Raw genomic sequence first — 23,899 nt, 5'->3', positions numbered from 1 at the left:
CACCGTACTTATAATAATTATAATACGAACTAAATAAATATCTGGAGCGGGTGAAGGGATTTGAACCCTCGACTTCGACCTTGGCAAGGTAGCGCTCTACCCCTGAGCTACACCCGCTTAACTTAAATAATAAGCGAAACTTGAATATAAAAAACAACTAACTAAAAAGCAAGCTAAAATATGCAAAATAACGAATATATTTATTATTAACAAATATCCCTTGTTTGACTCTACTGCCTATGTTATAAAATGTGTGTAAGAAGCCGTAGCTCAGTTGGATAGAGCGAGCGATTCCTAATCGCTAGGTCGGAGGTTCAAATCCTCTCGGTTTCACGCAATACCGATTCTTAATAAATTCCTAAATTTATGCTGATTATTGATAATCAAAAAATATTAGATGAGTTTTGCGTTAGGCTGTCTAATATTGATATAATAAGTATTGATACGGAATTCTCACGCCGTAATACTTATTATGCTAAGTTAAGTATTATTCAAGTTAAAGCCGGAAGTTATAGCGCTATAATTGACGGCTTAAGTAACCTAGACCTTGCCGTTTTTAATCAGATATTAATTAACGATAAAATCCTTAAATTATTTCATGCTCCTCGCGAAGATTTGGAGATTTTTTATTATTTATTCGGGGTGTTGCCTTGTAATATCTTTGATATTCAAATTGCCGCTGATATTTGCGGTTTCGGTAAGCAACTAAGCTATGATGATCTTTGCTATAAAATTTATGATGTAAAAATCGATAAAACTTGTCAAAAATCCAATTGGTTAAAACGTCCGATAAAAGAAGAAATGTTAAATTACGCAATGCAGGATGTAGAATATCTGGAGGTAATTTATAAAGAATTATATAAGATAATTACCGAAAATAATTTAATAAATGAATATAATACTCAACTGCAATATTTACTTAATATTAAAAACTATTTTGTCAAACCTGCAGATGCTTGGCAAAAAGTTAGATTTAGAAGAGAATCAAGCGAATTTATTGCTAAAATGCAAATTCTTGCTAGATATCGTGAAGAGCAAGTAAAGCAAATAAATATTCCTCGTAGACATTTTATTATAGATGAAGATTTAATAAAGCTTTGTCAAGCATTGCCGGTAACGGCAGAAGATTTTAAGAATCTAAAGCTAAAAAGTCGATATTTACGTAAACAAAAATATAGTGAGCAAATAATAAATTTGTGCAAGAAAATTAGTTTAATGTGAGTTACCGCTTAGAATTACTTTCGATGTTATTTTAGTTCAGCCTTGTTGAGTAGATTGGAATCGTTACAAAAACATCGTCATTGCGAGGAGGCATTGGCTTTGTTGCATGGCTAGAATTTTTGCAAAGCAATCCGGTGTCATGCCGTGGCCCCTCCCACGGCATCTAGTCTTTTTACTAAGATTTTTTCTGGATACCGTGGTCAAGCCCACTACTGTACGAACGTTGAAAAAAGGCTGTGTCATGCCGTGACTTGATCACGGCATCCAGGAAAATAAAGCCATATTAGACTTATTTTAGAATCTTTTTATGATATTATAAGCTGGACTGAAGTGGTCGTAGCCACGGAATGACAGAATTTTTACCTCTTTATTTAAACGTTCGTACAGTAGTGGGTCAAGCCACGGTATGACAGCGTACTTATAATAACCATAATACGGTAAATTATGAGCTATGCAACAACGCCCCTGCGCGGGAATGACAGCGAAAGTCTAACCGGCAACTTACGTTAGTTTCCAAGATTTAAATAATAGTGCTTAAAGATTTTTTGCTAAATTACTGAATTTAGAATATTGGCTATCATAATGAAGCTGCACATTGCCGACTCTGCCGTTACGATGTTTGGCTATTATAATATCGGCAATATTATAAACTTTATTAAGTTTCTCTTGCCATTCAAGGTGTTTTACATCACCTACAGACGGTTCTTTTCTTGTTAAATAATATTCTTCACGGTAAATAAACATTACTATATCCGAATCTTGTTCAATCGTTCCTGATTCTCTAAGGTCTGATAACATCGGTCTTTTATCTTCTCTAAGCTCCACGGCTCTCGATAACTGAGATAAAGCGATAACCGGTATATTTAACTCCTTGGCTATTGCTTTTAAACCTTGGGTAATCTCTGAAATTTCGTTTACCCTATTTTCGGATTTACCGACTCCTCTAATTAATTGCAGGTAATCTATAAATAATATTCCAAGATTATGCTTTCGTTTCATTTTCCTTGCGCGTGTGCGAATAGCAGAAATTGACAAAGCTGCGCTATCATCGATAAAAAACGGTAATTCAGATAATTTTGCCGCCTCAGTGCGGAGATTATTATAATTCTCTTCGTTAAGATGTCCGGTACGTAGCGCAGAAGAATTAATTTCCGTATGCATTGACAGCAAACGCGTGGTAAGTTGTTCCGAAGACATTTCCAACGAGAAAAAACCTACGGACTGCATTTCTTCCTGTTGTTTGGTATTTTTTAACTGCATTGCTTTGCAGGCATTAATTGCTAGATTTACGGCAAATGCCGTTTTACCCATTGAAGGGCGACCGGCAAGAATTATAAGATCTGAATTATGAAACCCTGATAATGTTTGATCTAAATCACTCAAACCGGTAGGGACGCCTATTACGTGATCGCTATTTTTCATAGCTCTATTAATACTAGCTAACGACTCAGAAATAGGCGTACCTATTTTTATAAAGCTTTTTTCATTTATTCCTTCACTTGCTAAATTATAAAGCTTTACTTCCGCATGTTCAATTTGCTGAGGCGCATCCAAATCTAAAGAAGCATTATAAGCGTTATTTACTACTTCTTCACCGATTTGGATTAAGTTACGTCTTAACGCCAAATCATATATTATTTTGCCGTAATCTAACGGATTTATTACCATCATCGCCAGGGTCACTAGCTTGGTAAGATATTCGACTCCTGCTATTTCTTGAAATAAAACATCTTGGTGTAGCATGCTACGAAGAGTTATAGGAGTGGCTATTAAACCTTTTTCGGTAATTACTTCAATTGCATTATAAATTTTTTGATGAATAGGCTCTAAGAAATGTTCGACGCGCAAAAATTCCGATACGTAGTTTAAAGAATCGTGATTAGTTAAAATTGCTCCGAGTAGCATTTGTTCGGCTTGAACATTTGACGGTAAAGTTCTAGGTACAGGTAGGGCTTTATCTTCCTCCTTATTAGAAAGATTTACTATTTTTGATTCATTATTAACTTTATTGCGTGCCATTTTATATTTTTACTTTCAAAATTAGTCTTTGTTATCTTCATAATACCCAAAATCGTCATTGCGAGCGACTAAAGGTGTTGTTGCATGGCTACCAGAATCGTCATTGCGAGGAGGCATTTATGCCGACGTGGCAATCAAGTATAAACATATTTTCATACTAAACTTGTTTAGTATGCTAATTAAATCCCTCATTACATTCGGGATAGCCTGGATTGCCGCAGCCGCTTCGTGGCTTCGCAATGACGGGTTTTTTATTAATTTTCGAGCCATGCAACAACGCCGCGACTAAAAGGAGCGCGGCAATGACGTTTGGGGTATCCACACACCAATATTATACGAAAATAACATCACCTATTTAAAAATTTTTCTGCTTCAAGGGCAGCCATACAACCGGTTCCTGCGGCGGTAACCGCTTGCCTAAAAATTTTATCTTGTACGTCGCCGGCGGCAAAAACTCCTTCTATATTAGTCTTAGTTGAATTCGGTTTAGTGATAATATAATCATCGCTATCCATTTCAATTTGTCCTTTGAATAAATTAGTATTAGGTTTATGACCGATAGCTATAAATACCCCGCTACAATTAATTAAGCTTATCTCTTTAGTATGAACATTTTGAATTTTTACACCCGTGACCGCATTTGGATTTTCGCTACCGATTATTTCATGGGCGATATGATCCCAAATCACCGATATTTTTGGATTTTGAAATAACCTTTCTTGTAATATTTTTTCGGCTCTAAAATTGTTACGGCGATGTATTACGGTAACTTTACTTGCATGGTTAGTTAAATATAATGCTTCTTCAACGGCACTATTGCCTCCGCCTACTACTATTACTTCCTGCTTTTTAAAGAAAAACCCGTCACAAGTAGCACAAGCCGATACGCCAAATCCTTGAAATTTTTTTTCTGAAGGAATATTAAGCCATCTCGCTTCCGCACCGGTACAAATAATTATACTCTCTGCTTCGTATTCCGTACCTGAGCCGGTAAAAACTAAAAAAGGTCTTTTCGATAAATCAACTTTTGCAACATAATCGGTTATAATCTCAGTACCGACATTCTTTGCCTGCAGCGTCATTTGTTCCATAAGCCACGGTCCTTGCACGCTTTCCGCAAAGCCTGGATAATTTTCAACATCGGTAGTAATAGTAAGCTGCCCGCCAGGTTGACTGCCGTGGATTAATATCGGTTTTAAGGCTGCCCTTGCCGTATAAATTGCTGCGCTAAGTCCTGCAGGCCCTGAACCTATTATTAATATTTTAGTTGTAATTGTCATAATATGTATTTTGTTGTTTTATTAGGATTGTTGTATGGCTTGAATTTTTGTAAAACGTTTGGTGTCATACCGTGGCTTGACCCACTACTGTACGAACGTTTAAATAAAGAGGTAAAAATTCCGTCATTCCGTGGCTACGACCACGGAATCCAGCTTATAATATCATAAAAAGATTCTAAAATAAGTCTAATATGGCTTTATTTTCCTGGATGCCGTGATCAAGTCACGGCATGACACAGCCTTTTTTCAACGTTCGTACAATAGTGGGCTTGACCACGGTATGACGCCGTACTTGTAACAACCATATTATAATAACCATAGAGTATACTAAACCTTTTCCAACCATGATTTTATATAATTAATTTGATCAACATTCATTAAAGAAGGAGTATGACCTGCATAGCTTACTTCATAAAGATCAAAGTTTTTTGTTTTTTGCATTTCTTCAATAGTGGATTTGGTCAAAATATCAGATTTTACTCCATGAATAACTAGTAATTTGCATACTATTCTGTGCCATATCATCCACATATTAACATCTTTTGATTTAGTATCATCAATTGCCATGCTATGAACTATGCCGGAATCGTAATTCATTTTATATTTGCCGCCGAGTGTAGGGATAACACTATATTTAGTTAGATAATTCCAATCTTCTTCGTTATTAATGCCGATTTGGGAATAAATAACCTTTAAATGTTGTTTTGCACTATCTAAATCATCAAAAATAACAGTTTTTTTAGCATATTTGCCGATTTTAACCAAAGGAGCTGAAGAAATAAACGGACCGATATCGTTTAATATCATAGCTTTAAAAATATTCTTATATTTACTTGCAAGTACCATACCGATTATACCACCCATTGAGGTGCCAAGCCAAATAGGTCTTTTGATATTTAATTTTTTTAGAAAAAGCAAAGTATCTTTAACATAGACATGATAATTATAATGCTTATTCATTTCAAAATTTTCGCTATCGCCGCGTCCCGGATAACTTAAAGCAATCACTCTAAAGTTATTACTTAACCCTTCGGCAATTTTATCGAAATCATGAGCATTTCTAGTTAAACCATGTGCGCACACTATTATGTTAGGGTTTTTATGGTTACCGAATTCAAGATAAGAAATTTTGTGCGACGGAATATATTGCGCAGATAGCCAATTAATATAAGGACCGATTTTGATTGAATTTGTTTGCATTTATGCTACCGATATTTTTAAAATCTTATTTTAAAAGGTTAATTTAAATTATTTAAAAATATACTTACCATAGTCGGCATATATATTACTACGAAAAGTAGAGATAAAAAAACTGTAGCTGCCACTTTCTCAGGATAAAATTTTTGTAAGTTGGCTATAACTATAGTGTTCGCGGCAAGCGGTGCCGTAGAAAGCAGCTTTAAAGCATTATAATGATCATTATTATACCATCCGGTAATAAAATGATCAAATAAAATAAAAATACCTACGCCGAGTGGATAAAATAAAAATTTTGCCGTGAAAGTAGCAAGAGTAAATTTTATATCTATTTCAAATTTTTTAAGGCTTGATAGGGCAAGACCGACCATAACCATGCCTAGTATAGAAAAGGCCCCTCTCATATTATACAAAAAATCATCTAAAAAATCCGGTAAAGTAAGACCGCAAAAACTAAATAAGCATCCTAATAAAAAAGCGTTTAAAATAGGAAGTTTTATTACTTTTAAAATACTATCCGTAGTATTAGCAAAACTTCGCATGCAAATATAAAACCCAATCGAAGATTCATAAATATTCACGCCTATTACCGCCATCATATAGATACCTAAAGTATAATCGTCAAATAGAGCGGCAGCTATCGGCAGCATAAAATAACCGCCATTTGCCGTGCCTGCCGATAATGCTATAATGTTACGTGTATGATCTTGCCAGAATTTACCGAAGAAATAATAAGAAAATAGCGATAGCAAAGTAGCAATGATAAACGTCACGACCGTAACGCTTAAGGCAGAAAGTGTAAGGGTAGTACTAGCGGGAATGGTAAAAAATACTATAGGTGAGATAAAATAGAATAATAAAGAAGAAATACTATCTTTCTCAACATTTGAGTATTTACCTGCTAAAAAGCCTATTACTACGCTTAGCAATACGGAAATGGTTTTAAAGAAAACTATACTAAAGATTATCATGAAAAAAGCCAAAAATAACTACAGCGTCATCTCGATCGCTTGATACAAGCGAATTTTTCTGGATTCGCCTGCGCTCACGTACTCTAGTACGGTAGCTTAGCTCTCCCTTAAATTCCTCTTGTCTGAAGCTTTCTGAATTTAGCTGTATCAAATGATCTATAACCGTCAGAGAACCTACTGAATCTTAGTAAAAATAGCAAATAATATTTATAGGCTGCTTATTAAGTTTTATCCGGAGTCATACTTATAAGGCGTTGTTGCGTGGCTCGATAAAAGCAGCAGTATGTCATTCCCGCGCAGGCGGGAATCTAGAAAAATACTTTAAGTCATCCTGAATTTATTTCAGGATATACTACAATAGATGCCGAACCAAGTTCAGCATGACAAAAACCGGATTGCCATGTCGGGACTTTGTCCCTCCTCGCAATGACGAAGTGAAATTGATCCATGCAACAACACCTACTTATAATAACCAAAAATTTCATTTTTTCATTAATAATAATTTTAATTATTACTCTTTAAGCAATTTTTAATTGTAAATTACTATTACTTATGTTATTTAAGGTGCGTAAAATAAGTCTATTATGCACATGTTTGTTAAAATTTCATTTTTTGTATTTGTTATATTTTTTTATATAAATTCTTATGCAATACCTGTTCCTATCGGACTCGAATTAAATAAAGCAACGATAACCGACATAATGAAAAAATATAAAATTACTAAAAAAGAATCTAATTATTGGCAAGGATATAATTATTTTATAGATATTAAAGATATTAATTTAGAAAAGATATCGCAGGTTTTAGTAATATGTAATGATTTTAACATTGTAGAAGCCGTAATTTTAACAATCGATAAAAACCGGTTTGAAGAATTTTATACCGCTTTAACAAATAAATATATGTTAGTAAAACAAGATATAAAGCCGGAAGGAAGTAAAAGCGCTGCTTTTACGGACGGTGATTGTTCAATAATACTTGAAGCCCCGGAGATTAGCTTTGATATGGAACTTACATATGTAACGGATAATTTTTATAAAAAATTTTTAGATAAATTGGAGCAAGAAGAAAAATTGCAACAAGAACAAATAAAGAATTTGTTGTGAAAAAGGTTAAAACTGTCATCTAGTTGCTTGACCACGGTATCCGGTTAGGCTTTTTAATTTTTTCTGGATACCGTGGTCAAGCCCACTACTGTACGAACGTTGAAAAAAGGCTGTGTCATGCCGTGACTTGATCACGGCATCCAGGAAAATAAAGCCATATTAGACTTATTTTAGAATCTTTTTATGATATTATAAGCTGGATTCCGTGGTCGTAGCCACGGAATGACAGAATTTTTACCTCTTTATTTAAACGTTCGTACAGTAGTGGGTCAAGCCACGGTATGACAAGTTTTAAGTGATTTTAACCATCCACGCAACAATGCCCTCCTCGCAATGACGGGGGAAGATCAAGCCATGCAACAACGCCGGTCAAGCCACGGGGTGACACAGTTCTAGGTGCTAATACACTTTTAACTACGTATAACTTTTTTCTTTCCTAGTTTCTTAGCTTTGGATTTATTATTAGAGGCAAGTTTAATAGAAGGCTTAGATGGAGCAACGTTAAAATGTTGATCTAACAACCCGATCATTTGTTTATCTCGAGAAAGGGCAGTTTTCCTGCCGGTAACTACGGCGATTAAAGATTTGCCGTTTCTAGAGGCAGTAGTTACTAAATTAAAACCGGCAGGGGTATGATAACCCGTTTTTAATCCGTTGGCACCCTGATAATTTTGAGTAATTTTATTATGACCATATACCGTATTACCTCTAAAAACAAAACTGGTTTTTGAAAATAAAGGATAGAATGAAGGATAATTTTTTTGTAATGCCAATGCTAATTTTGCAAGATCTCTGGCCGTAGTTTTTTGCAAAGGATCATGCCAGCCGGAAGCATTTTTAAAATAAGTATCTTTCATGCCCAATTGATGTGCGCGAACATTCATTAAATGAGCGAAATCTTTTTCTGAGCCTTTCATATTCTCCGCTACGGCTACTGCGACGTCATTAGCGGATTTCACGATTAAAGCTATAATTGCCTCTTTTACGGTAATAGTCTCACCGGCTTTTAACCCAAGTTTACACGGAGCCATGTTTTCAGCTTTTTTTGATACGACTAATTTTTTATTTAGAGATAACTTGCCGGTTTCGATTGCTTCAAACATTAAGTACAAAGTCATAAGCTTTGTTAGAGAAGCGGGATAAATTCTGATTTGAGCATTTTGAGCATGTAAAACCTTGCCGGTTTTTGCATCAACTACTAAGCTAGTTTGAATAGGGGGTTTCGGCGAAATTTTGATAGTTTTTTTCGCTTCGCTTATCGGCGCAATAAAAGTTACGATAAAAACAATAAAAGATAATAAAGTTTTTTTTAACATAGAATTTTTTTTTGTAAAAAATTATAGTCATCCTGAATTTATTTCAGGATATTTTAATTAGATGCTGAAACAAGTTCAGCATGACAAGACTGGATGCCGTGATCAAGGAACTAGAATGACATTAACTCAACTCTACTTTCTTATTAAGATAAACTAATATAGCAAGCCCAGGCAAGGCTAAAATTATAGTTAATATAAAAAACCCGTCCCATCCTAGTATATTTACTAATTTGCCGGCATAAATAGTGACCGTATTGTTACATAAAGAGGCAGCACTACTAAGTAATGCATATTGTGTAGCGGAATATTTTTTATTACATAAATTGCCGATATAGCCAGTTAATGCAGTAGCTCCCATAGCACAAGCAAAATTTTCTATAGAAATAGCAACTAGTAATGCTTCAAAAGACGGCGTTTGGTGATTAAGCCAGATAAATGCAAAATGTGTAAGACTTTGGGCTATGCCGGTAATAATTAACCCTTTGAAATTTCCAAGGCGATACATTACAATCCCGCCGGCAAAACCGCCGATTAGCGTTGCAAGCAGTCCGTAAAATTTAACAATTACGGCTATTTGTCCTTTTGTATAGCCTAGTTCTATGTAAAAGGGCGAGGCAACAGCGCCAAGCATCGCATCGCCTAGTTTAAAAAATATTACCGCTAAGAGGATAGTTACCGCAAATTTTCGAGTAAAAAATTCTTTAAAAGGATTAATTACCGCGTATACCCAGGACGTAAAAGAAATAATATTAATTTTTTCTCTTAACAATTCTTTTTCTTTTACGGTTATTATAAAAATTGTTGCAATAGCAAAAATGATACCCATCCCAAGAAATGTTGCTTGCCAATCATCACCGGTTATTTCTGTAAAATATAAAGCACCGGCACCGGTAATAAGCATACCGATTCGGTAACCGAGTACGGCAGTTGCGCTCGCTAAACTTTGTGTTTCTTGATCAAACTTATCAATACGAAGAGCATCAACGGCAATATCAAATGTGGCGGATAAAAATCCTAGTGCTATCGTTAAAAAATATAGTAAAGTTAAAGAAGCCGAGGGTTTAACGCTGCTCATAGTAATTAACACTAGGGCGATTAGGCTACTGCATAATATAAGCCAGCCTTTTCTGTGACCGAATTTACTTAACAAAGGCACTTTAAAACTATCGATTAAAGGCGACCAAAATACTTTTAAAGAATATGATAATCTTGCAACGGCAAAGGTGGTAATAACGGCAATGTCGATTCCCGACTCTTTAAGCCATACTCCCAGCGTAGAAAAAATTATAGCAATAGGCATTCCGCTAATTACTCCTAAAATTAATATTTCAAATAATCGATAATCTTTAAAAATTTTCTTTAGGAGCATTGTTTTGATTTTTATTAAGGGGCGTTTTGAGTTTAAGAGTTTCTCCGATGTCATTCCGTGACTTGATCACGGAATCCAGAAAAACCTTTAATAAAAAGGCTGGATCCCGTGGTCAAGCCACGGGGTGACATTTCTAACCCTTCATTTATTAGCAGTATATACCATTAATATAATGTAATATATCAAAGTACAAACTATTTTTTACGTATTTTGCTTGTACCACTTAGTGCTATCCATTTTTCATATATATTATCTTTAGCTTTTACGGTTTTTTTGTATGGCTCAGAAAATACCTAAATCCGTCATTGCGAGCCGCTGCAAGCCTTGTTGCATGGCTAATAATTTACCGTATTATGGTTATTATAAGTACGGTGTCATGCCGTGGCTTGACCACGGCATCCAGTCTTTTTATTAAGATTTTTCTGGATACCGTGGTCAAGCCCACTAGTGTACGAACGTTTAAATAAAGAGGTAAAAATTCTGTCATTCCGTGGCTACGACCACTTCAGTCCAGCTTATAATATCATAAAAAGATTCTAAAATAAGTCTAATATGGCTTTATTTTCCTGGATGCCGTGATCAAGTCACGGCATGACACAGCCTTTTTTCAACGTTCGTACAGTAGTGGGTCAAGCCACGGTATGACACCGAAACACTTTGCAAAAATTTGAGCCATGCAACAACGCCACTTTTACAATTAAAGGTAATATATGAAAAAAATAATATATAGCAATCAAACTTTCCAAAATATGATAATAAAGTCGGCTACCGATAATGAAGTGGTAATTGTCGGTTATGCAAGCGTTTATAATCTTGCGGATCATCATAACGATTTAATCGTTAAAGGAGCTTTTGCTTCAGTAAATCATAGTAATGTTAGATTTCTTTGGCAGCATGATAGCAAAAAACCGATAGGGGTTATTACGTATCTATCGGAAGATGATTACGGTCTAAAGATGGAAGCCGTAATTAACAATAAAGTTAAAGCCGGTAGTGAAGCAATAGAGTTAATAAAGCAAGGAGCAATAGACGGCTTATCTATTGGGTTTTACGTGAAAATGTCAAATTATAACGAAGTAAAGCAACGAGTAATTACCGAAGCGGAGCTTGTGGAGGTAAGTATCGTAACTTTTCCTGCCAACCATAATGCTAAAATTTTATATATCACTAAACAAGAGGATAATATGGAGCAAAATATAGTAACCAAAGATGTAATCACCGATCAAATTAATGCCCAGAAAATTAATGAGTTGCAAGAAAAAATACATAGTATACAAAATTTTCTAGCAAGACCGACCGGCTTAAATATCGAAGATACCGAGTATAAAACTGCTTTTATTGATTATATACGCAAAGGAAATGAAGACTTGCTAATGCAAAAATCATCATCTTTAAATAGTAATGCCGAAGAAGGCGGCGTGCTAATATTGCAAACTTTATATAATAGCATTATTAGTGAGATTAATGCTCGTTCGCCGATGAGGCAAATAGCTTCAATTGAAACAATTTCTACCAGTGCCCTTGACGTGATAAGCGAAAACGGCAAATTCACCAGTGGCTGGGTCGGTGATGTGGAGTTAAGAGAAGAAACGTCGTCAGCAAAATTAAAACAACAAAGAATTTTTGTGCATGAGCTTTATGCGCAGCCGAAAGCAAGCCAAGCGTTGCTTGACGATGCAACGATTAGGGTAGAAAATTGGCTAACGGAGCGTTTGCGTGATAGTTTTGTCAAAATGGAGAATGACGCTTTTATTAACGGTGACGGAGTAAAAAAACCGAAAGGCATCTTATCGCCTGACCATGACAAAATAGAAAAATTTAAGATGGGTAACAAAGTCACTCCGGAAAAATTATTAGATTTTATTAATTCTCTTAAGGAAGAATATTTAGCGAATGCGACGTTGTTAATGAATCGTGTGACATTATCGGAAATACAAAAACTAAAAGATAATAACGGGCATTTTATTTGGCAGCAATCACTTTCCGATTCGTTTAAACAAACTATTTTCGGTGTGCCGGTTATTTGCTGTTCGGATATGAAACCGATCGGCAAAGATACATGCGCTATTGCGATCGGTGATTTTAAAGCAGCGTATAAAATAGTCGATCGCAGCGGCATTAATATTATGCGTGATCCTTATACCGAAAAGCCTTTTGTTAAATTTTATGCAGTAAAAAGAGTAGGGGGCGACGTAGTAAATCCTGAGGCTATTAAGCTTGGGTTGTTTGGTTAAATTGTCAACCCCGTGGCGGCATTGTTGCGTTGATACTGCAAACGTCATTGCGAGCGACCGAAGGCGTTGTTGCATGGCTCTAAAAAAGTGCCGTATGTCATTCTAGCTAAAAGCGGGAATCCAGGCTTTCTTTTGTCATGCTGAACTTGTTTCAGCATCTATTAAAAGATATCCTGAAATAAATTCAGGATGACTTAAAAGTGTTTTTTCTAGATTCCCGCTTTTAGCTAGAATGACATACTGCTGCTTTTATCGAGCCATGCAACAAAGCTATTGCTACGCGGGAATGACATCATCAAAGGAGGAGTTGAATTCGCTATGTTTCACAAAAATAATTTTCAAATTATTAAAATATTTCCGCAAAAAATATGGAGTTTAGAACAAGTAAAAAATTATATGCGAATTGAAGGCGGTTATGACGATGATTTAATATTAGGGCTAATTGATGCAGCAATCACGGCAGCAGAAAATTTTACTAAGCTAAATTTTATCTCAAAATATGTAAAATTTATTTGTAACATTCAAGGTAAAAATAATTTTGCTCTAAAATATCAGCCTATAAAAGAAATATTGAAGGTAACAATACAAGGGAAAGAGCAAGAGGCTAGTAGCTATTTTTTTGATAATGGTATTTTAAGGTTAAAGCAGGAATTGGCGAGTAAGGAGCTGACCGTAGAATATATTAGCGGCTTTGACGATAACAATATTCCTCATTCGGTAAAACATGGAATTATGCTGCATATTGCCGAAATGTATGATCGTCAGGGGCAAAACTCGGTTGGCTTATCGCAGGAAGTAAAAAATTTATACCTGCCGTATAGGAATATTCAAATTTAGGTAATACTGTGTCAATAGTTGTATCGTCATTGCGAGCGAGCGAAGGCTTTGTTGCATGGATCGAAAATTGCTATATTTTGGGTATTCTTTAAAAGTACCGCGATGTCATGCCGTGGCTTGACCACGGCATCCAGTCAGGCTTTTTAATTTTTTCTGGATACCGTGGTCAAGCCCACTACTGTACGAACGTTTAAATAAAGAGGTAAAAATTCTGTCATTCCGTGGCTACGACCACGGAATCCAGTTTATAATATCATAAAAAGATTCTAAAATAAGTCTAATATGGCTTTATTTTCCTGGATGCCGTGATCAAGTCACGGCATGACACAGCCTTTTTTCAACGTTCGTACAGTAGTGGGTCAAGCCACGATATGACAAGTTTTAAGCGATTTTAACCATCCATGCAACAACGCCTTCGAGGGAATAACACCGAGGACGTTTTGGGTATCCATGCAACAACGCAGGTACAAGCCGTGGCATGACACCCTACTTAATTTAATAGGTAATAAAATGACAAAATCAATAGTAAGGAATTTTCAGCATCAAATTAAGTTTTTAGAGAATTTTGCCGCAAGTTCTATAGATAAAGATCGATGGGAAGAGAAGTTAACTGTCTATGCCGAAATAAAACCTTTATGCGATAATAAATTTATTGCGTTAGAGAATATAAATTTCGGGCATGTAGTAACGGAGGGGTTTTTTCTTTTTAAAATTAGGTTCATAAAGAACGTCACTACTAAAATGCGTATTTTATTTAAGGAACGGCAATTTGAAATTAAACGTATTATTAATGTTGATGAAAAAAGTAAATTTTTAAATATTATAGCGTTAGAAATATATGTATCATGATGTTATCGGTGATTTTCAATTAAGCTTATATAAGCTACTCGCCAATGAAGATGAAATAAGGCAAAGCATTGATCAAATATATCTTTCTATTATGCAAGATGCAAAATATCCGTTTTTGCTAATTAATATGTTAAATGTTGATAATATGGCAAATTTGAAACAAAATATTTCGAGGATAGAATTTGAAATATGTATTTTTGCTAATGATAAGAATCGTAATATTTCGCTAGAGCTTGCGGACAAAATTATTAATAAAATAGCCGTATATTCATTTGAATTACAAAATTATATATTAGCGGGTATAAAAGCGGGTAATATGAAATTCAAAGATAGTAATGACTTGATTAGTACAAAACTAATAATAAATTACCAAGCTTTGTTAAAGCAAAAAATAATGAGGTATACTCGTTGAACTTGAAAAATTGGCATCGTCGCCTTTGTAAGTCCTCAGATGCTCACGTACAAGAGTACGCTCCGCTCCTCGGCTTACAGGCTCCTTGCTCTTTTCCAAGTTGAACTTCGTATATCAATTCTTCATTTTATAAGGGTATAGATTATGACACATTTAATTGAGGGGATCGATATTAGTAGTTTACTTCGAGCGAGCAATAAGTTTGAAGAGTTTCGCTTGCATTTAGACACGGAGCAAAATAAAGCAGGTAGTATTAAGGCATTTGAGTTTTGTTATGAATTGAGCTGGAAAATAATGAAGCGTTTTTGCGAAAAAGCTGGCAAAACTCCTTATACTTTAAAAGAAATATTTCGTGAGGCTGCCGTTAGCGGTTTAATTTCAGATCCTCGCATATGGTTTAAATTTATTGAAATTCGTAATATTACTGTTCATACTTATAATGAAGAAAATGTTGAAAAAGTGATTAGTATTTTTGATGATTTTTCAAATGCGGTAAATGAACTTTTAAGAAATTTGGAGAAGTATAATGATCCATCTTGATAAACAAGATTTATTAATATTACGCTCTATATTACAAAAATATCCGTATAAATTTTATGCTTATGGGTCACGGGTTAAGGATAATTACAAAAAATTCTCTGATCTTGATCTTTGTATTATGGAAAATATTAGTGATGAGCAATTATTTGCTTTGCAAAATGTTTTGGAAGAATCTGATATATCAATAAAAATTGATGTAAAAAGGTGGTTTATAGATATGAATGCGGGGTTTCGTTCATTGATTGAAAAAGATATAACTCCTTTGTCACATAGAAAATAATGAGGTAGATTTATGAATTTTCATAATATACGTATGCCGGAATTTATAGAAGTTTTTGCCGTGGGGAAGGCGGAATTTTCAACTTCTCATGTTTTAACTATGTCGGGGAGAGAAGTTCGGCATTTAGACCGCATGAATGCTTGTCAAAAATATTTAATTAAAGATTGTCGGTTAAGTGCTGGCGAATTCAATCACTTTAATAGCTTTTTTAAGGCTAGACGGGGTAGTAATTTTGCTTTTCGCTTTAGAGATTATGCAGATTATAAAGTAAGCGGTGAATTTGTTGCTAAAGGAGACGGTAATTTGCAACAATTTGTTTTAAGCAAATTATATGACGATCCTATTTTGCCATATAGCCGCGCTATTACTAAACCCGTGGAAGGAAGTATAAATCTATATATTAATAATGTAAAAACCGACTATACTGCAGATTATACTCAAGGAATAATTACTTTGCCGCAAACTCTAGAGCTAGGGCAAACTTTAACTGCCGACTTTATTTTTGACGTAGCCGTAAGGTTCAAAAGCGATAGTTTTGAATATGCTTATTGCAGTGACGGCTCTATTGAATTATCAACTATAGAATTAACGGAAGTGATATTATGAGTATTTTATCATCCGAAAATATTGAAGAAATTACTGCAAAACTACAAAATTTTACTTATTGTTTTCAAATTAAATTACCTGAAGGAAAAGAGCTATATCTAACAAGTAGCGATAAGCTGCTTAAAAACGGTGATATAAGTTTTTTTCCGAATTCAGGTTTATTTGTAAAACAAGGGGAGTTTAACGATTCTGCGCAAAATTATATTACCGTAGAAGGAATATTTGAAAGCGGCGGGATAGAGAAGTTTATGGATTTAACAGGTGCGGCAGTAAAAATAATATTATATACTAACGATATTTTCGAGCATTTTATAACATATTATTGTAGTATCTACACCAAATATGATTTAAACTTTAAAATGCATTTAAAGCCTGAAACGGTAAAATACAATAAAACCATAATTAATAGTTTTAGTAAAACCTGTCGAGCAAGTTTCGGCGATAATAAATGCACTGTAGATAAAAATTTATATAGCTCGCTCTATAACGTAAAAGAATTTTTTAAGAAAAGCTTTACTATATCAAATTTAGATAAGGAAAGTGGATATTATAGAGGCGGGGAAGTCAAGTTAGGTAATAATTTATTTAGTAGTAAAATCCTTGATCATTTAGGTGATTTGATTATAGTTGAGAGTATTATACCGGAAAATGTTAAAGCTACCAAGAATACACGGCTCACTAGCGGTTGCGATAAAAAATTTATAACTTGTTGCAATAAATTTAATAATGCTATAAATTTTAGGGGTGAGCCTTTAATTCCCGATTATAATTTTATAAGACTTGTTTTGCGGGATATTATAAATATGTTCAGCATTACTAAAAATTCTATAAGAAAAAGAAAAGAAATACATATAGTTGATTATTTTAAAATAATTGAAGATGATCTAAATTGCTCGTTTCAAAAAATAAGAAGTGACAAAAAATAGAAATGAATATGAAAGAGACTAAAAATTTTTTTACAAAAAATAATAGATTAAATAAAGGATATTCTAAACCTTTAAACTCGCGTGAGCTAGACAATAATTTTTACCGTAAAAAATTTCAACATATTTTACCGCCGATTGATGTAATGTCCGAATATGAAAATCTTCACCCCGGTACTTTAGAGAAGCTAATAAATATGGCGCAAAAAGAACAAATTCACCGTCATGATCTAGATTTAAAAAATTTAAAAGCTTATGAAAAAAACGCAAAAATAAGTAAAATTTGTGCGCTTGTGTTTGGAATATTTTTATTAAGCTCGATAATATTCCTCATGTTACTTAAAGAATTTGCAGTTACCGGAGTGTTAGTTTTATTTATTATCGGTTTTGGAATAATTTGTTCACAAAAAATTACCAAGAAAAATGAATATATAAAAAGTAAAAATTACACAAATTCATAATTTTTACAGGCAAATAAAATAATATGATGCTATTTAACTTGTAATTTGATATAGAATAAGTTATATGCGAGTAGTATAATACTACTCATAAGAAATGAAGAGTCGGTTTTAGTGTTATTGTTTTCCTACTTTATCGGTGTCATTCTAGCTAAAGATGCAGGGGTGTTGACTTAAGGAGCAAAAACGTAAGCCGTTATTGCGAGAAGCTGTAGGCGTTGTTGTATGGCTCGAATTTTTGCAAAGTGTTTCGGTGTCAAGCTACGGTATGACACCGTACTTATAATAACCACAATACGGTAAATTATTAGCCATGCAACAACGCCGCGCGAAGGCGGGAATGATATAAATCGTAACTCTTCAAATTGGTTGGGTATAACATTTTAAATAATAGGAGATAAGTTTATTTCTAAAGGTAAAAATAATTTTCCTAAAGCGAATAGAGAAATTAGAGCTAGCAAAGTTCGTTTAGTAGGCGAAAACGGTGAAATGCACGGTATTGTGGGTATAAGGGAAGCAATGGAGCAAGCTGAAAAAGCCGGTCTCGATTTAGTGGAGATTTCACCCAATGCGGAACCGCCCGTGTGTAAGATTTTGGATTTCGGTAGATTTAAGTATGAAAGTAAAAAGCGTTTACATGAAGCACGTAAAAAGCAAAAAATTATCGTACTTAAGGAAATGAAATTTAAGCCTAATATTAGTCAGGGCGACTTTGACGTTAAGGTGCGTAAAATAAAAGAGTTCTTGAAAGACGGCGATAAAGTAAAAATTTCTTTATGGTTTAAAGGTCGGGAAATTATTCATAATGAACTCGGTAAAAAATTATTTGAACGTATTGAAATAGAATTAGAAGGACTAGCAAAGATTGATCAGCCCGCTAAGATGGAAGGTAAGCAAATTATTATGATCGTAAGCCCCGACGTTAAAGTGGTAGTGAAATAAATGTTGTTATGTGAATACTTCAGAAGTTATTGTAAGAATGCGTTGTTACGCGGATACCAAAACCGTCATTGCGAGGAGATGCGTTAGCATCGACGTGGCAATCCAGTTAAATATATTTTATACTAAACTTGTTTAGTATTCTAATTAAATCCCTCATTACATTCGGGATAGCCTGGATGGCCACGGCGGGCTATGCCGCCTCGCCATGACGAATTTCTTAAATCTTAAAATTAAATTATGCCAATCAAAATTTTAATGCCGGCCTTATCCCCTACTATGCTTGAGGGCAATATCGCCAGGTGGTTAAAAAAAGAAGGGGACAACGTTAACCCCGGTGATGTAATCGCCGAAATCGAAACCGATAAAGCAACTATGGAAGTAGAAGCGGTTGACGAAGGTATTCTTGCTAAAATAGTTATAGCGCAAGGCGTGGAAAACGTACCGGTAAATTCCCTTATTGCTGTTTTGATTGAAGAAGGTGAAGAGCTTTCCGTAGTTGCCGACTTTGTTAAAAATAACTCTACTGTGAAATTAGTAGAGAAATCACCGCCGCCGTTATCTAATAACGTAGAAGAAAAAAATTATTCGGAAGAAAAGCACATACAGGTTGCAGAAAACAGCAATGATAACAGGATATTTGCTTCACCGCTTGCGAAAAGGCTGGCTGCTATCGATAATATTAGTCTTAAAAACATTAAAGGTACCGGTCCCCACGGCAGGATTGTCAAGAAAGACGTATTAGCTTCTAATGTTTCTGTTACAGCTAATAATAAGGTTTTCAGAAGAAGTGAAGAAGAATATTATCTAGTCCCGAATAATAATATCCGTAAAATTATAGCCAAACGTTTGCTTGACTCAAAGCAGACAATACCGCATTTTTATTTATCTATTGAGTGTAATGTCGATAAGTTACTTATCGTACGAGAGGATATTAATAAGTCGTTCGGGGCTGAAAACCATAGTAAAATTTCCGTAAATGATTTTATTATTTTAGCGGTAGGGAAAGCTTTAAAAGAAGTCCCGGCTGCAAATGCCAGCTGGCAAGACGAGGCAATTAAATATTATAACAATATCGATATTTCAGTGGCGGTAGCAATTGAGGGTGGTTTAATTACGCCGGTAATTAGAAATGCCGATCAAAAAAATATTATTGATTTATCTCGTGAAATGAAAGAGTTAATAAAAAAAGCTAGAGAAAATAAACTTACTCCTGCCGAATTTCAGGGGGGAGGGTTTAGTATTTCAAATCTCGGTATGTACGGTATCAAAAATTTTAGTGCTATTATTAATCCGCCGCAAAGTTGTATCCTAGGAGTAGGAGCTAGCTCAAAACGTCCTATAATAGTAAATGATCAAGTGACAATAGCAACTATTATGGATGTTACTCTCTCTTCCGATCATCGAGTCGTTGACGGAGCTGTCGGCGCTCAATTTTTATCCTCATTCAAGAAATTTATAGAGAGTCCTGCGTTGATGCTGATATAAATGAGTAACGGCTCGGTGTCATACCGTTGCTTGACCCACTACTGTACGAACGTTGAAAAAAGGCTGTGTCATGCCGTGACTTGATCACGGCATCCAGGAAAATAAAGCCATATTAGACTTATTTTAGAATCTTTTTATGATATTATAAGCTGGATTCCGTGGTCGTAGCCACGGAATGACAGAATTTTTACCTCTTTATTTAAACGTTCGTACAGTAGTAGGCTTGACCACGGTATCCAGTCTTTTTATTAAGGTTTTTTCTGGATACCGTGATCAAGTCACGGTATGACAATGTTTTTTTAATCCTCCGCCTACAATCACAATCTACAGATAATTAACAACAAAAGATATATGAGTTTTTCTGATAATTTAGCAAAGATTTTGGATAAATACGAAGAATTATCCAAAAAATTATCTACCGGTATAGTCGGGGAAGAGTTTGTTAAAGCCTCTAAAGAATATGCGGAACTTGAAAATATAGTTGAGAAAATTACACAATATAATAAAGCCGTATCGGAGTTAGAGCAAGCGCGGGAACTTAAGTTAGAAGAAGGCTTAGATAACGAAACTTATGAAATGGTGAATGATGAAGTTAATCGTTTGGAGGATTTGACTCCTAAATTAGAACGAGCGGTAAAAATAGCCCTTTTGCCGAAAGATGAAGCCGATAGTAAAAGTGCTATTATCGAAGTGAGAGCCGGAAGCGGCGGCGAGGAAGCCGCGCTTTTTGCGGCAGTGTTATTTAATATGTATCAAAGATATGCCGAGTTAAAAAAATGGCGTTTTGAAATATTGTCAATTTCCGATACCGGCATCGGCGGTTATAAAGAAGCCACTGCTTCAATAAAGGGCAAAGACGTATTTTCTAAATTAAAATTTGAGTCCGGCGTTCATAGAGTTCAAAGAGTACCGGAAACCGAATCAAACGGTCGGATTCACACCTCCGCTGCAACGGTTGCAGTGCTTCCCGAAGTAGAAGAAGTTGACATTAAAATTGAAGAGAAAGATTTAAGGATTGACACTTATCGTGCTTCCGGTGCCGGAGGGCAGCATGTTAATACGACAGATTCGGCAGTCAGAATTACCCATCTCCCTACCGGTATCGTCGTTGCATTGCAAGATGAGAAATCCCAGCATAAAAATAAAGCTAAAGCGTTAAAAATCTTAAGAGCCAGAATTTACGAAGAAGAGCGTCGTAAAAAAGACCGGTCACGAGCAGATACCCGCAAAGGTCAAATCGGTTCAGGTGATAGGTCGGAGCGTATCCGTACTTATAACTTTCCGCAAGGGAGGGTATCGGATCATAGAATAAATTTAACCCTTTATAAAATAGAAGAAATAGTAAAAAACGGTCAATTAGATGAATTCATCGAAGCTTTAGTAGCGGATGATGAAGCAAAAAAACTTTCAGAAGTGTGATACTTTTCTGCTTTAAGCGTTGTTGCATGGCTCAAATTTTTGATGTCGTTCCCGCGCAGGCGAGAATCTAGAAAAAAGTATAAAAGTCATCCTGAATTTATTTCAGGATCTACTAAAAAAGATGCGCAAAACTTGTTCAGCATGATAAGAAAAAGTCTAGATTCCCGCCTTTAGCTAGAATAACATACTGCTGCTTTTATCGGACCATGCAACAACGCCCGTTTGTCTTCACAATTATATTTTGAGCAACAGTTAAGCATTTAAGAAGCTCAAAAATAACTAAAATAATTGACAGGTTAAGGCTAATTCTCGTAATGTCACTATATTAACCTTCAAGATAATTAATTATGAACACAGCGTTTATTTTTCCCGGGCAAGGATCGCAAATAGTAGGGATGGGCAAAGAGTTTTACGATAACTTTAAAATAGCTAGAGAAACATTTGATATTGTCGATGAAGTATTACAGCATAAACTTAAAGATATTATTTTTAACGGTCCCTTGGATAAACTTACACTAACTATCAATGCACAACCGGCATTAATGGCTGTATCCATGGCAATAATAAATGTCATTAAAGAGCAAACGAAAAAAAATATTGATGAGCTATGTAGTTACGTTGCCGGTCATTCTTTAGGAGAATACACGGCATTATGTGCAGCAGGTAGCATTAGCCTAGAGGATACGGCGAAATTGCTAAACGTACGAAGCCGATCAATGCAGGAAGCATGCGTTGAAGGGGAGGGGGCTATGGCGGCTTGCATAAATATTAATTTAAAGGAGCTTGAGCAAATAGTCGAAGAGGTAAGTGAATTCGGCGTATGTCAAATAGCTAACGATAATATAGTAGGTCAAATAGTGGTTAGCGGTAAAGTCCTAGCGGTCGAGAAAGTTATCTCTATAGTCAAGGATTTGGGATATAAAGCTATAAAATTAAAAGTTAGCGCACCCTTTCATTGTAGTTTAATGAAGCCTTCCGAGGAGAAAATGCAAATTGCGTTAAATCAAACGGTTATTAATAAACCGCTTATTCCGGTGATACAAAATTTTACCGCTCAGCCGGTAACGGATATTAATCAAATTAAACAAAATCTAATTTTGCAAATATGCGGTCGAGTAAGATGGCGAGAAACTCTCGAACAATTAAATAAATTACAGGTTACGAATATAGTCGAAATAGGTGCCGGAAATATACTAATAAACATGCTTAAAAAAACTAATTACCCATTTAAATTAAGTAATATAAGTAATTTAGAAGAATTACAAAATTTTTTAGTAACTTCTGATTTATAAAACTTTTAAATTAACTTAATAAAATCATTGGTTTCAGACTCTATCTCTCGCAATTTAGAAAAGCAAACCATAACCATAACATATATGATGGATAAATATAAAGGTGATACTGATTCTAGTTGTCAACCCAGCTTTTTAATATTTGTAACGATGCAACAAAATTTAAAATAGTAAAGTTATTAATTTTAAATTCTATCTCTCTTGATTTAGAAAAGCGAATTGAAATCTTAACATCCGTGATAGATAAATATAAAGATGACACTGACTCTATTTGTCACATAACCACACAACTTTTTAATATTTGTAAAAATACGACAAAGCTTGAAGCTATAGAATGTTTAATTGATCATTTAGAGTGCCGGAAAGGATTACCTGTTTTTTGGTGTTATGATGATACGACAATATGTGCTATGGGCGAAACTTCTACAGAATCATCCAAGCATGATTATGAATAATATTTAAATAAGTAATGAAAATTATAAAATAATTATAGAAATTTCAATAGTTAAATGGTATAAAGTAAAGCCGAAAGCATGGAGAGGTGGCCGAGTGGCCGAAGGCGACGGTTTGCTAAACCGTTATACGGGTCAAACTGTATCGAGGGTTCGAATCCCTCTCTCTCCGCCACGTGGGACAGTTGGCTACTTCTTGCAGTTTATCGAAGGGAAAAGCCAGTTGGTAATGCACCTTCTCGCCTCTCAAGCTTAGGTTAGAGAATATAAAATTTAAAAATTCCCTTTTTTCGTTAATTGTCGAACCTTTAAAAATTTCGTATGCATTTGTCGTTACATTTATAAAATCTAAAAGCTTTTTGGAAAGCTTATCGTCTATACCGTCATAACTCTTAATTAACTCGCTTAATTCACATTGACGCTCTTTTAATTGCGATTTCTTACGTAAAAACTCCTCTCTAGTTAAAACACCATCTGCTACTAAATCTACTAACGAATCAAGCTTATTTTGAATCTTTGTATGTTCTTCTCTTAATGCCTTTACTTCACCGCTCATTTCATCAGCTCTGCCTCTATTGATACATTTTAAATAGTCCATAGTTTCTTGTAAAATTTTAGGGTCTTTAATCTTTAAGCCTTTCAGTATCTCTTCAATTTGTCTAATTACTTCGTCCTCACGTACTAACATCTC

The 23,899-nt window shown here is 34.9% G+C and carries 28 protein-coding genes, 3 tRNA genes and 2 pseudogenes; 22 read left to right on the top strand and 11 right to left on the bottom strand.

What is annotated here, in order from left to right; all coding sequences use genetic code 11:
- Positions 1-42: 42 nt before the first annotated feature.
- Positions 43-117, bottom strand: a tRNA-Gly gene (locus tag AAGD64_RS07855).
- A gap of 142 nt (positions 118-259) precedes the next feature.
- Here AAGD64_RS07855 and AAGD64_RS07850 point away from each other — a divergent pair.
- Positions 260-333: transfer RNA gene (locus tag AAGD64_RS07850), tRNA-Arg, on the top strand.
- A gap of 33 nt (positions 334-366) precedes the next feature.
- Positions 367-1,221: a ribonuclease D gene (locus tag AAGD64_RS07845; protein ID WP_341793012.1), complete on the top strand. Its 855-nt coding sequence runs from the start codon at positions 367-369 to the stop codon at positions 1,219-1,221.
- A 63-nt stretch (positions 1,222-1,284) separates the two neighbouring features.
- On the opposite strand, the gene AAGD64_RS07840 is transcribed toward AAGD64_RS07845, so the two are convergent.
- The 4 genes from AAGD64_RS07840 to trxB all read right to left on the bottom strand — a co-directional run bounded on the left by AAGD64_RS07840 (position 1,285) and on the right by trxB (position 4,520).
- Positions 1,285-1,464 (bottom strand): hypothetical protein, encoded by a 180-nt coding sequence (locus AAGD64_RS07840; protein ID WP_341793011.1) that lies wholly within the window; start codon positions 1,462-1,464, stop codon positions 1,285-1,287.
- A 291-nt stretch (positions 1,465-1,755) separates the two neighbouring features.
- The gene (locus tag AAGD64_RS07835) at positions 1,756-3,240 is read right to left on the bottom strand and encodes a replicative DNA helicase (protein WP_341793010.1); all 1,485 of its coding nucleotides are present in this window, start codon (positions 3,238-3,240) and stop codon (positions 1,756-1,758) included.
- 117 nt (positions 3,241-3,357) lie between these two features.
- Complete coding sequence (locus AAGD64_RS07830) at positions 3,358-3,510, bottom strand: hypothetical protein (protein ID WP_341793009.1); 153 nt, start codon at positions 3,508-3,510, stop codon at positions 3,358-3,360.
- Positions 3,511-3,587: 77 nt separating this feature from the next.
- The gene (trxB, locus tag AAGD64_RS07825) at positions 3,588-4,520 is read right to left on the bottom strand and encodes a thioredoxin-disulfide reductase (RefSeq protein WP_253308556.1); all 933 of its coding nucleotides are present in this window, start codon (positions 4,518-4,520) and stop codon (positions 3,588-3,590) included.
- A gap of 3 nt (positions 4,521-4,523) precedes the next feature.
- Here trxB and AAGD64_RS07820 point away from each other — a divergent pair, with 3 nt between their 5' ends.
- Positions 4,524-4,688 (top strand): hypothetical protein, encoded by a 165-nt coding sequence (locus tag AAGD64_RS07820; protein WP_341793008.1) that lies wholly within the window; start codon positions 4,524-4,526, stop codon positions 4,686-4,688.
- Between the two features lie 159 nt (positions 4,689-4,847).
- Here AAGD64_RS07820 and AAGD64_RS07815 read toward each other — a convergent pair whose 3' ends face one another.
- The 4 genes and pseudogenes from AAGD64_RS07815 to AAGD64_RS07800 form a co-directional block, all read right to left on the bottom strand.
- On the bottom strand, positions 4,848-5,720 hold the full coding sequence (locus AAGD64_RS07815; protein WP_341793007.1) for an alpha/beta hydrolase: 873 nt from the start codon (positions 5,718-5,720) through the stop codon (positions 4,848-4,850).
- 38 nt (positions 5,721-5,758) lie between these two features.
- The gene (locus AAGD64_RS07810) at positions 5,759-6,688 is read right to left on the bottom strand and encodes an AEC family transporter (protein ID WP_253308558.1); all 930 of its coding nucleotides are present in this window, start codon (positions 6,686-6,688) and stop codon (positions 5,759-5,761) included.
- 19 nt (positions 6,689-6,707) lie between these two features.
- Positions 6,708-6,836: pseudogene (locus AAGD64_RS07805) on the bottom strand (palindromic element RPE3 domain-containing protein); the annotation flags it as partial.
- Between the two features lie 178 nt (positions 6,837-7,014).
- The gene (locus tag AAGD64_RS07800; RefSeq protein WP_341793006.1) at positions 7,015-7,137 is read right to left on the bottom strand and encodes a hypothetical protein; all 123 of its coding nucleotides are present in this window, start codon (positions 7,135-7,137) and stop codon (positions 7,015-7,017) included.
- A gap of 141 nt (positions 7,138-7,278) precedes the next feature.
- Between AAGD64_RS07800 and AAGD64_RS07795 the strand changes: the two genes are divergently transcribed.
- Complete coding sequence (locus AAGD64_RS07795) at positions 7,279-7,794, top strand: hypothetical protein (RefSeq protein WP_341793005.1); 516 nt, start codon at positions 7,279-7,281, stop codon at positions 7,792-7,794.
- Positions 7,795-8,204: 410 nt separating this feature from the next.
- Here AAGD64_RS07795 and AAGD64_RS07790 read toward each other — a convergent pair whose 3' ends face one another.
- Together AAGD64_RS07790 and AAGD64_RS07785 are read right to left on the bottom strand one after the other, a co-directional pair.
- Positions 8,205-9,110, bottom strand: a complete 906-nt coding sequence (locus AAGD64_RS07790; RefSeq protein ID WP_341793004.1) for a D-alanyl-D-alanine carboxypeptidase family protein — start codon at positions 9,108-9,110, stop codon at positions 8,205-8,207.
- 121 nt (positions 9,111-9,231) lie between these two features.
- Positions 9,232-10,479: an AmpG family muropeptide MFS transporter gene (locus tag AAGD64_RS07785; RefSeq protein ID WP_253308562.1), complete on the bottom strand. Its 1,248-nt coding sequence runs from the start codon at positions 10,477-10,479 to the stop codon at positions 9,232-9,234.
- A 277-nt stretch (positions 10,480-10,756) separates the two neighbouring features.
- On the opposite strand from AAGD64_RS07785, the gene AAGD64_RS07780 reads away from it, so the two are divergent.
- The 18 genes and pseudogenes from AAGD64_RS07780 to AAGD64_RS07690 all read left to right on the top strand — a co-directional run bounded on the left by AAGD64_RS07780 (position 10,757) and on the right by AAGD64_RS07690 (position 23,383).
- Positions 10,757-10,894 carry a hypothetical protein gene (locus AAGD64_RS07780; RefSeq protein WP_341793003.1) on the top strand — a complete coding sequence of 46 codons (138 nt, stop codon included), beginning with the start codon at positions 10,757-10,759 and terminating at the stop codon, positions 10,892-10,894.
- A 295-nt stretch (positions 10,895-11,189) separates the two neighbouring features.
- Positions 11,190-12,713: a phage major capsid protein gene (locus AAGD64_RS07775; protein WP_341793002.1), complete on the top strand. Its 1,524-nt coding sequence runs from the start codon at positions 11,190-11,192 to the stop codon at positions 12,711-12,713.
- A gap of 318 nt (positions 12,714-13,031) precedes the next feature.
- The gene (locus AAGD64_RS07770) at positions 13,032-13,550 is read left to right on the top strand and encodes a head-tail connector protein (protein ID WP_341793001.1); all 519 of its coding nucleotides are present in this window, start codon (positions 13,032-13,034) and stop codon (positions 13,548-13,550) included.
- Between the two features lie 450 nt (positions 13,551-14,000).
- Positions 14,001-14,399 carry a phage head closure protein gene (locus AAGD64_RS07765; RefSeq protein ID WP_341793000.1) on the top strand — a complete coding sequence of 133 codons (399 nt, stop codon included), beginning with the start codon at positions 14,001-14,003 and terminating at the stop codon, positions 14,397-14,399.
- Positions 14,389-14,811 carry a hypothetical protein gene (locus AAGD64_RS07760; RefSeq protein ID WP_253308566.1) on the top strand — a complete coding sequence of 141 codons (423 nt, stop codon included), beginning with the start codon at positions 14,389-14,391 and terminating at the stop codon, positions 14,809-14,811. The genes AAGD64_RS07765 and AAGD64_RS07760 overlap by 11 nt, the downstream gene beginning before the upstream one ends.
- Positions 14,812-14,955: 144 nt before the next feature.
- Positions 14,956-15,351 (top strand): HI0074 family nucleotidyltransferase substrate-binding subunit, encoded by a 396-nt coding sequence (locus tag AAGD64_RS07750; protein ID WP_341792999.1) that lies wholly within the window; start codon positions 14,956-14,958, stop codon positions 15,349-15,351.
- Positions 15,338-15,631 (top strand): nucleotidyltransferase domain-containing protein, encoded by a 294-nt coding sequence (locus tag AAGD64_RS07745; protein WP_253308569.1) that lies wholly within the window; start codon positions 15,338-15,340, stop codon positions 15,629-15,631. Before AAGD64_RS07750 ends, AAGD64_RS07745 begins: the two co-directional genes overlap by 14 nt.
- 12 nt (positions 15,632-15,643) lie before the next feature.
- Positions 15,644-16,237, top strand: a complete 594-nt coding sequence (locus AAGD64_RS07740) for a TIGR02217 family protein (RefSeq protein ID WP_341792998.1) — start codon at positions 15,644-15,646, stop codon at positions 16,235-16,237.
- A complete protein-coding gene (locus tag AAGD64_RS07735) occupies positions 16,234-17,163 on the top strand; it encodes a DUF2163 domain-containing protein (RefSeq protein WP_341792997.1) in 930 nt (309 codons plus the stop codon). The genes AAGD64_RS07740 and AAGD64_RS07735 overlap by 4 nt, the downstream gene beginning before the upstream one ends.
- 8 nt (positions 17,164-17,171) lie before the next feature.
- Positions 17,172-17,489, top strand: a pseudogene (locus AAGD64_RS07730) (DUF2335 domain-containing protein); the annotation flags it as partial.
- A gap of 516 nt (positions 17,490-18,005) precedes the next feature.
- A complete protein-coding gene (infC, locus tag AAGD64_RS07725; protein ID WP_341794181.1) occupies positions 18,006-18,560 on the top strand; it encodes a translation initiation factor IF-3 in 555 nt (184 codons plus the stop codon).
- A 10-nt stretch (positions 18,561-18,570) separates the two neighbouring features.
- Positions 18,571-18,696 carry a hypothetical protein gene (locus tag AAGD64_RS07720; RefSeq protein WP_341792996.1) on the top strand — a complete coding sequence of 42 codons (126 nt, stop codon included), beginning with the start codon at positions 18,571-18,573 and terminating at the stop codon, positions 18,694-18,696.
- A gap of 101 nt (positions 18,697-18,797) precedes the next feature.
- Positions 18,798-20,045, top strand: a complete 1,248-nt coding sequence (locus AAGD64_RS07715) for a pyruvate dehydrogenase complex dihydrolipoamide acetyltransferase (protein WP_341792995.1) — start codon at positions 18,798-18,800, stop codon at positions 20,043-20,045.
- Between the two features lie 351 nt (positions 20,046-20,396).
- A complete protein-coding gene (prfA, locus tag AAGD64_RS07710; RefSeq protein WP_253308574.1) occupies positions 20,397-21,464 on the top strand; it encodes a peptide chain release factor 1 in 1,068 nt (355 codons plus the stop codon).
- A gap of 42 nt (positions 21,465-21,506) precedes the next feature.
- Positions 21,507-21,638 (top strand): hypothetical protein, encoded by a 132-nt coding sequence (locus AAGD64_RS07705; RefSeq protein WP_341792994.1) that lies wholly within the window; start codon positions 21,507-21,509, stop codon positions 21,636-21,638.
- Between the two features lie 173 nt (positions 21,639-21,811).
- The gene (gene fabD / locus AAGD64_RS07700; RefSeq protein WP_341792993.1) at positions 21,812-22,756 is read left to right on the top strand and encodes an ACP S-malonyltransferase; all 945 of its coding nucleotides are present in this window, start codon (positions 21,812-21,814) and stop codon (positions 22,754-22,756) included.
- A gap of 119 nt (positions 22,757-22,875) precedes the next feature.
- On the top strand, positions 22,876-23,211 hold the full coding sequence (locus tag AAGD64_RS07695) for a hypothetical protein (protein ID WP_341792992.1): 336 nt from the start codon (positions 22,876-22,878) through the stop codon (positions 23,209-23,211).
- 80 nt (positions 23,212-23,291) lie between these two features.
- A tRNA-Ser gene (locus AAGD64_RS07690) sits at positions 23,292-23,383 on the top strand.
- Positions 23,384-23,899 lie beyond the last annotated feature (516 nt).

The sequence above is a fragment of the Rickettsia endosymbiont of Ceutorhynchus obstrictus genome, from assembly GCF_964026565.1.
Classification (GTDB): domain Bacteria; phylum Pseudomonadota; class Alphaproteobacteria; order Rickettsiales; family Rickettsiaceae; genus Rickettsia.
This window is presented reverse-complemented; position numbering and strand designations above follow the sequence as displayed.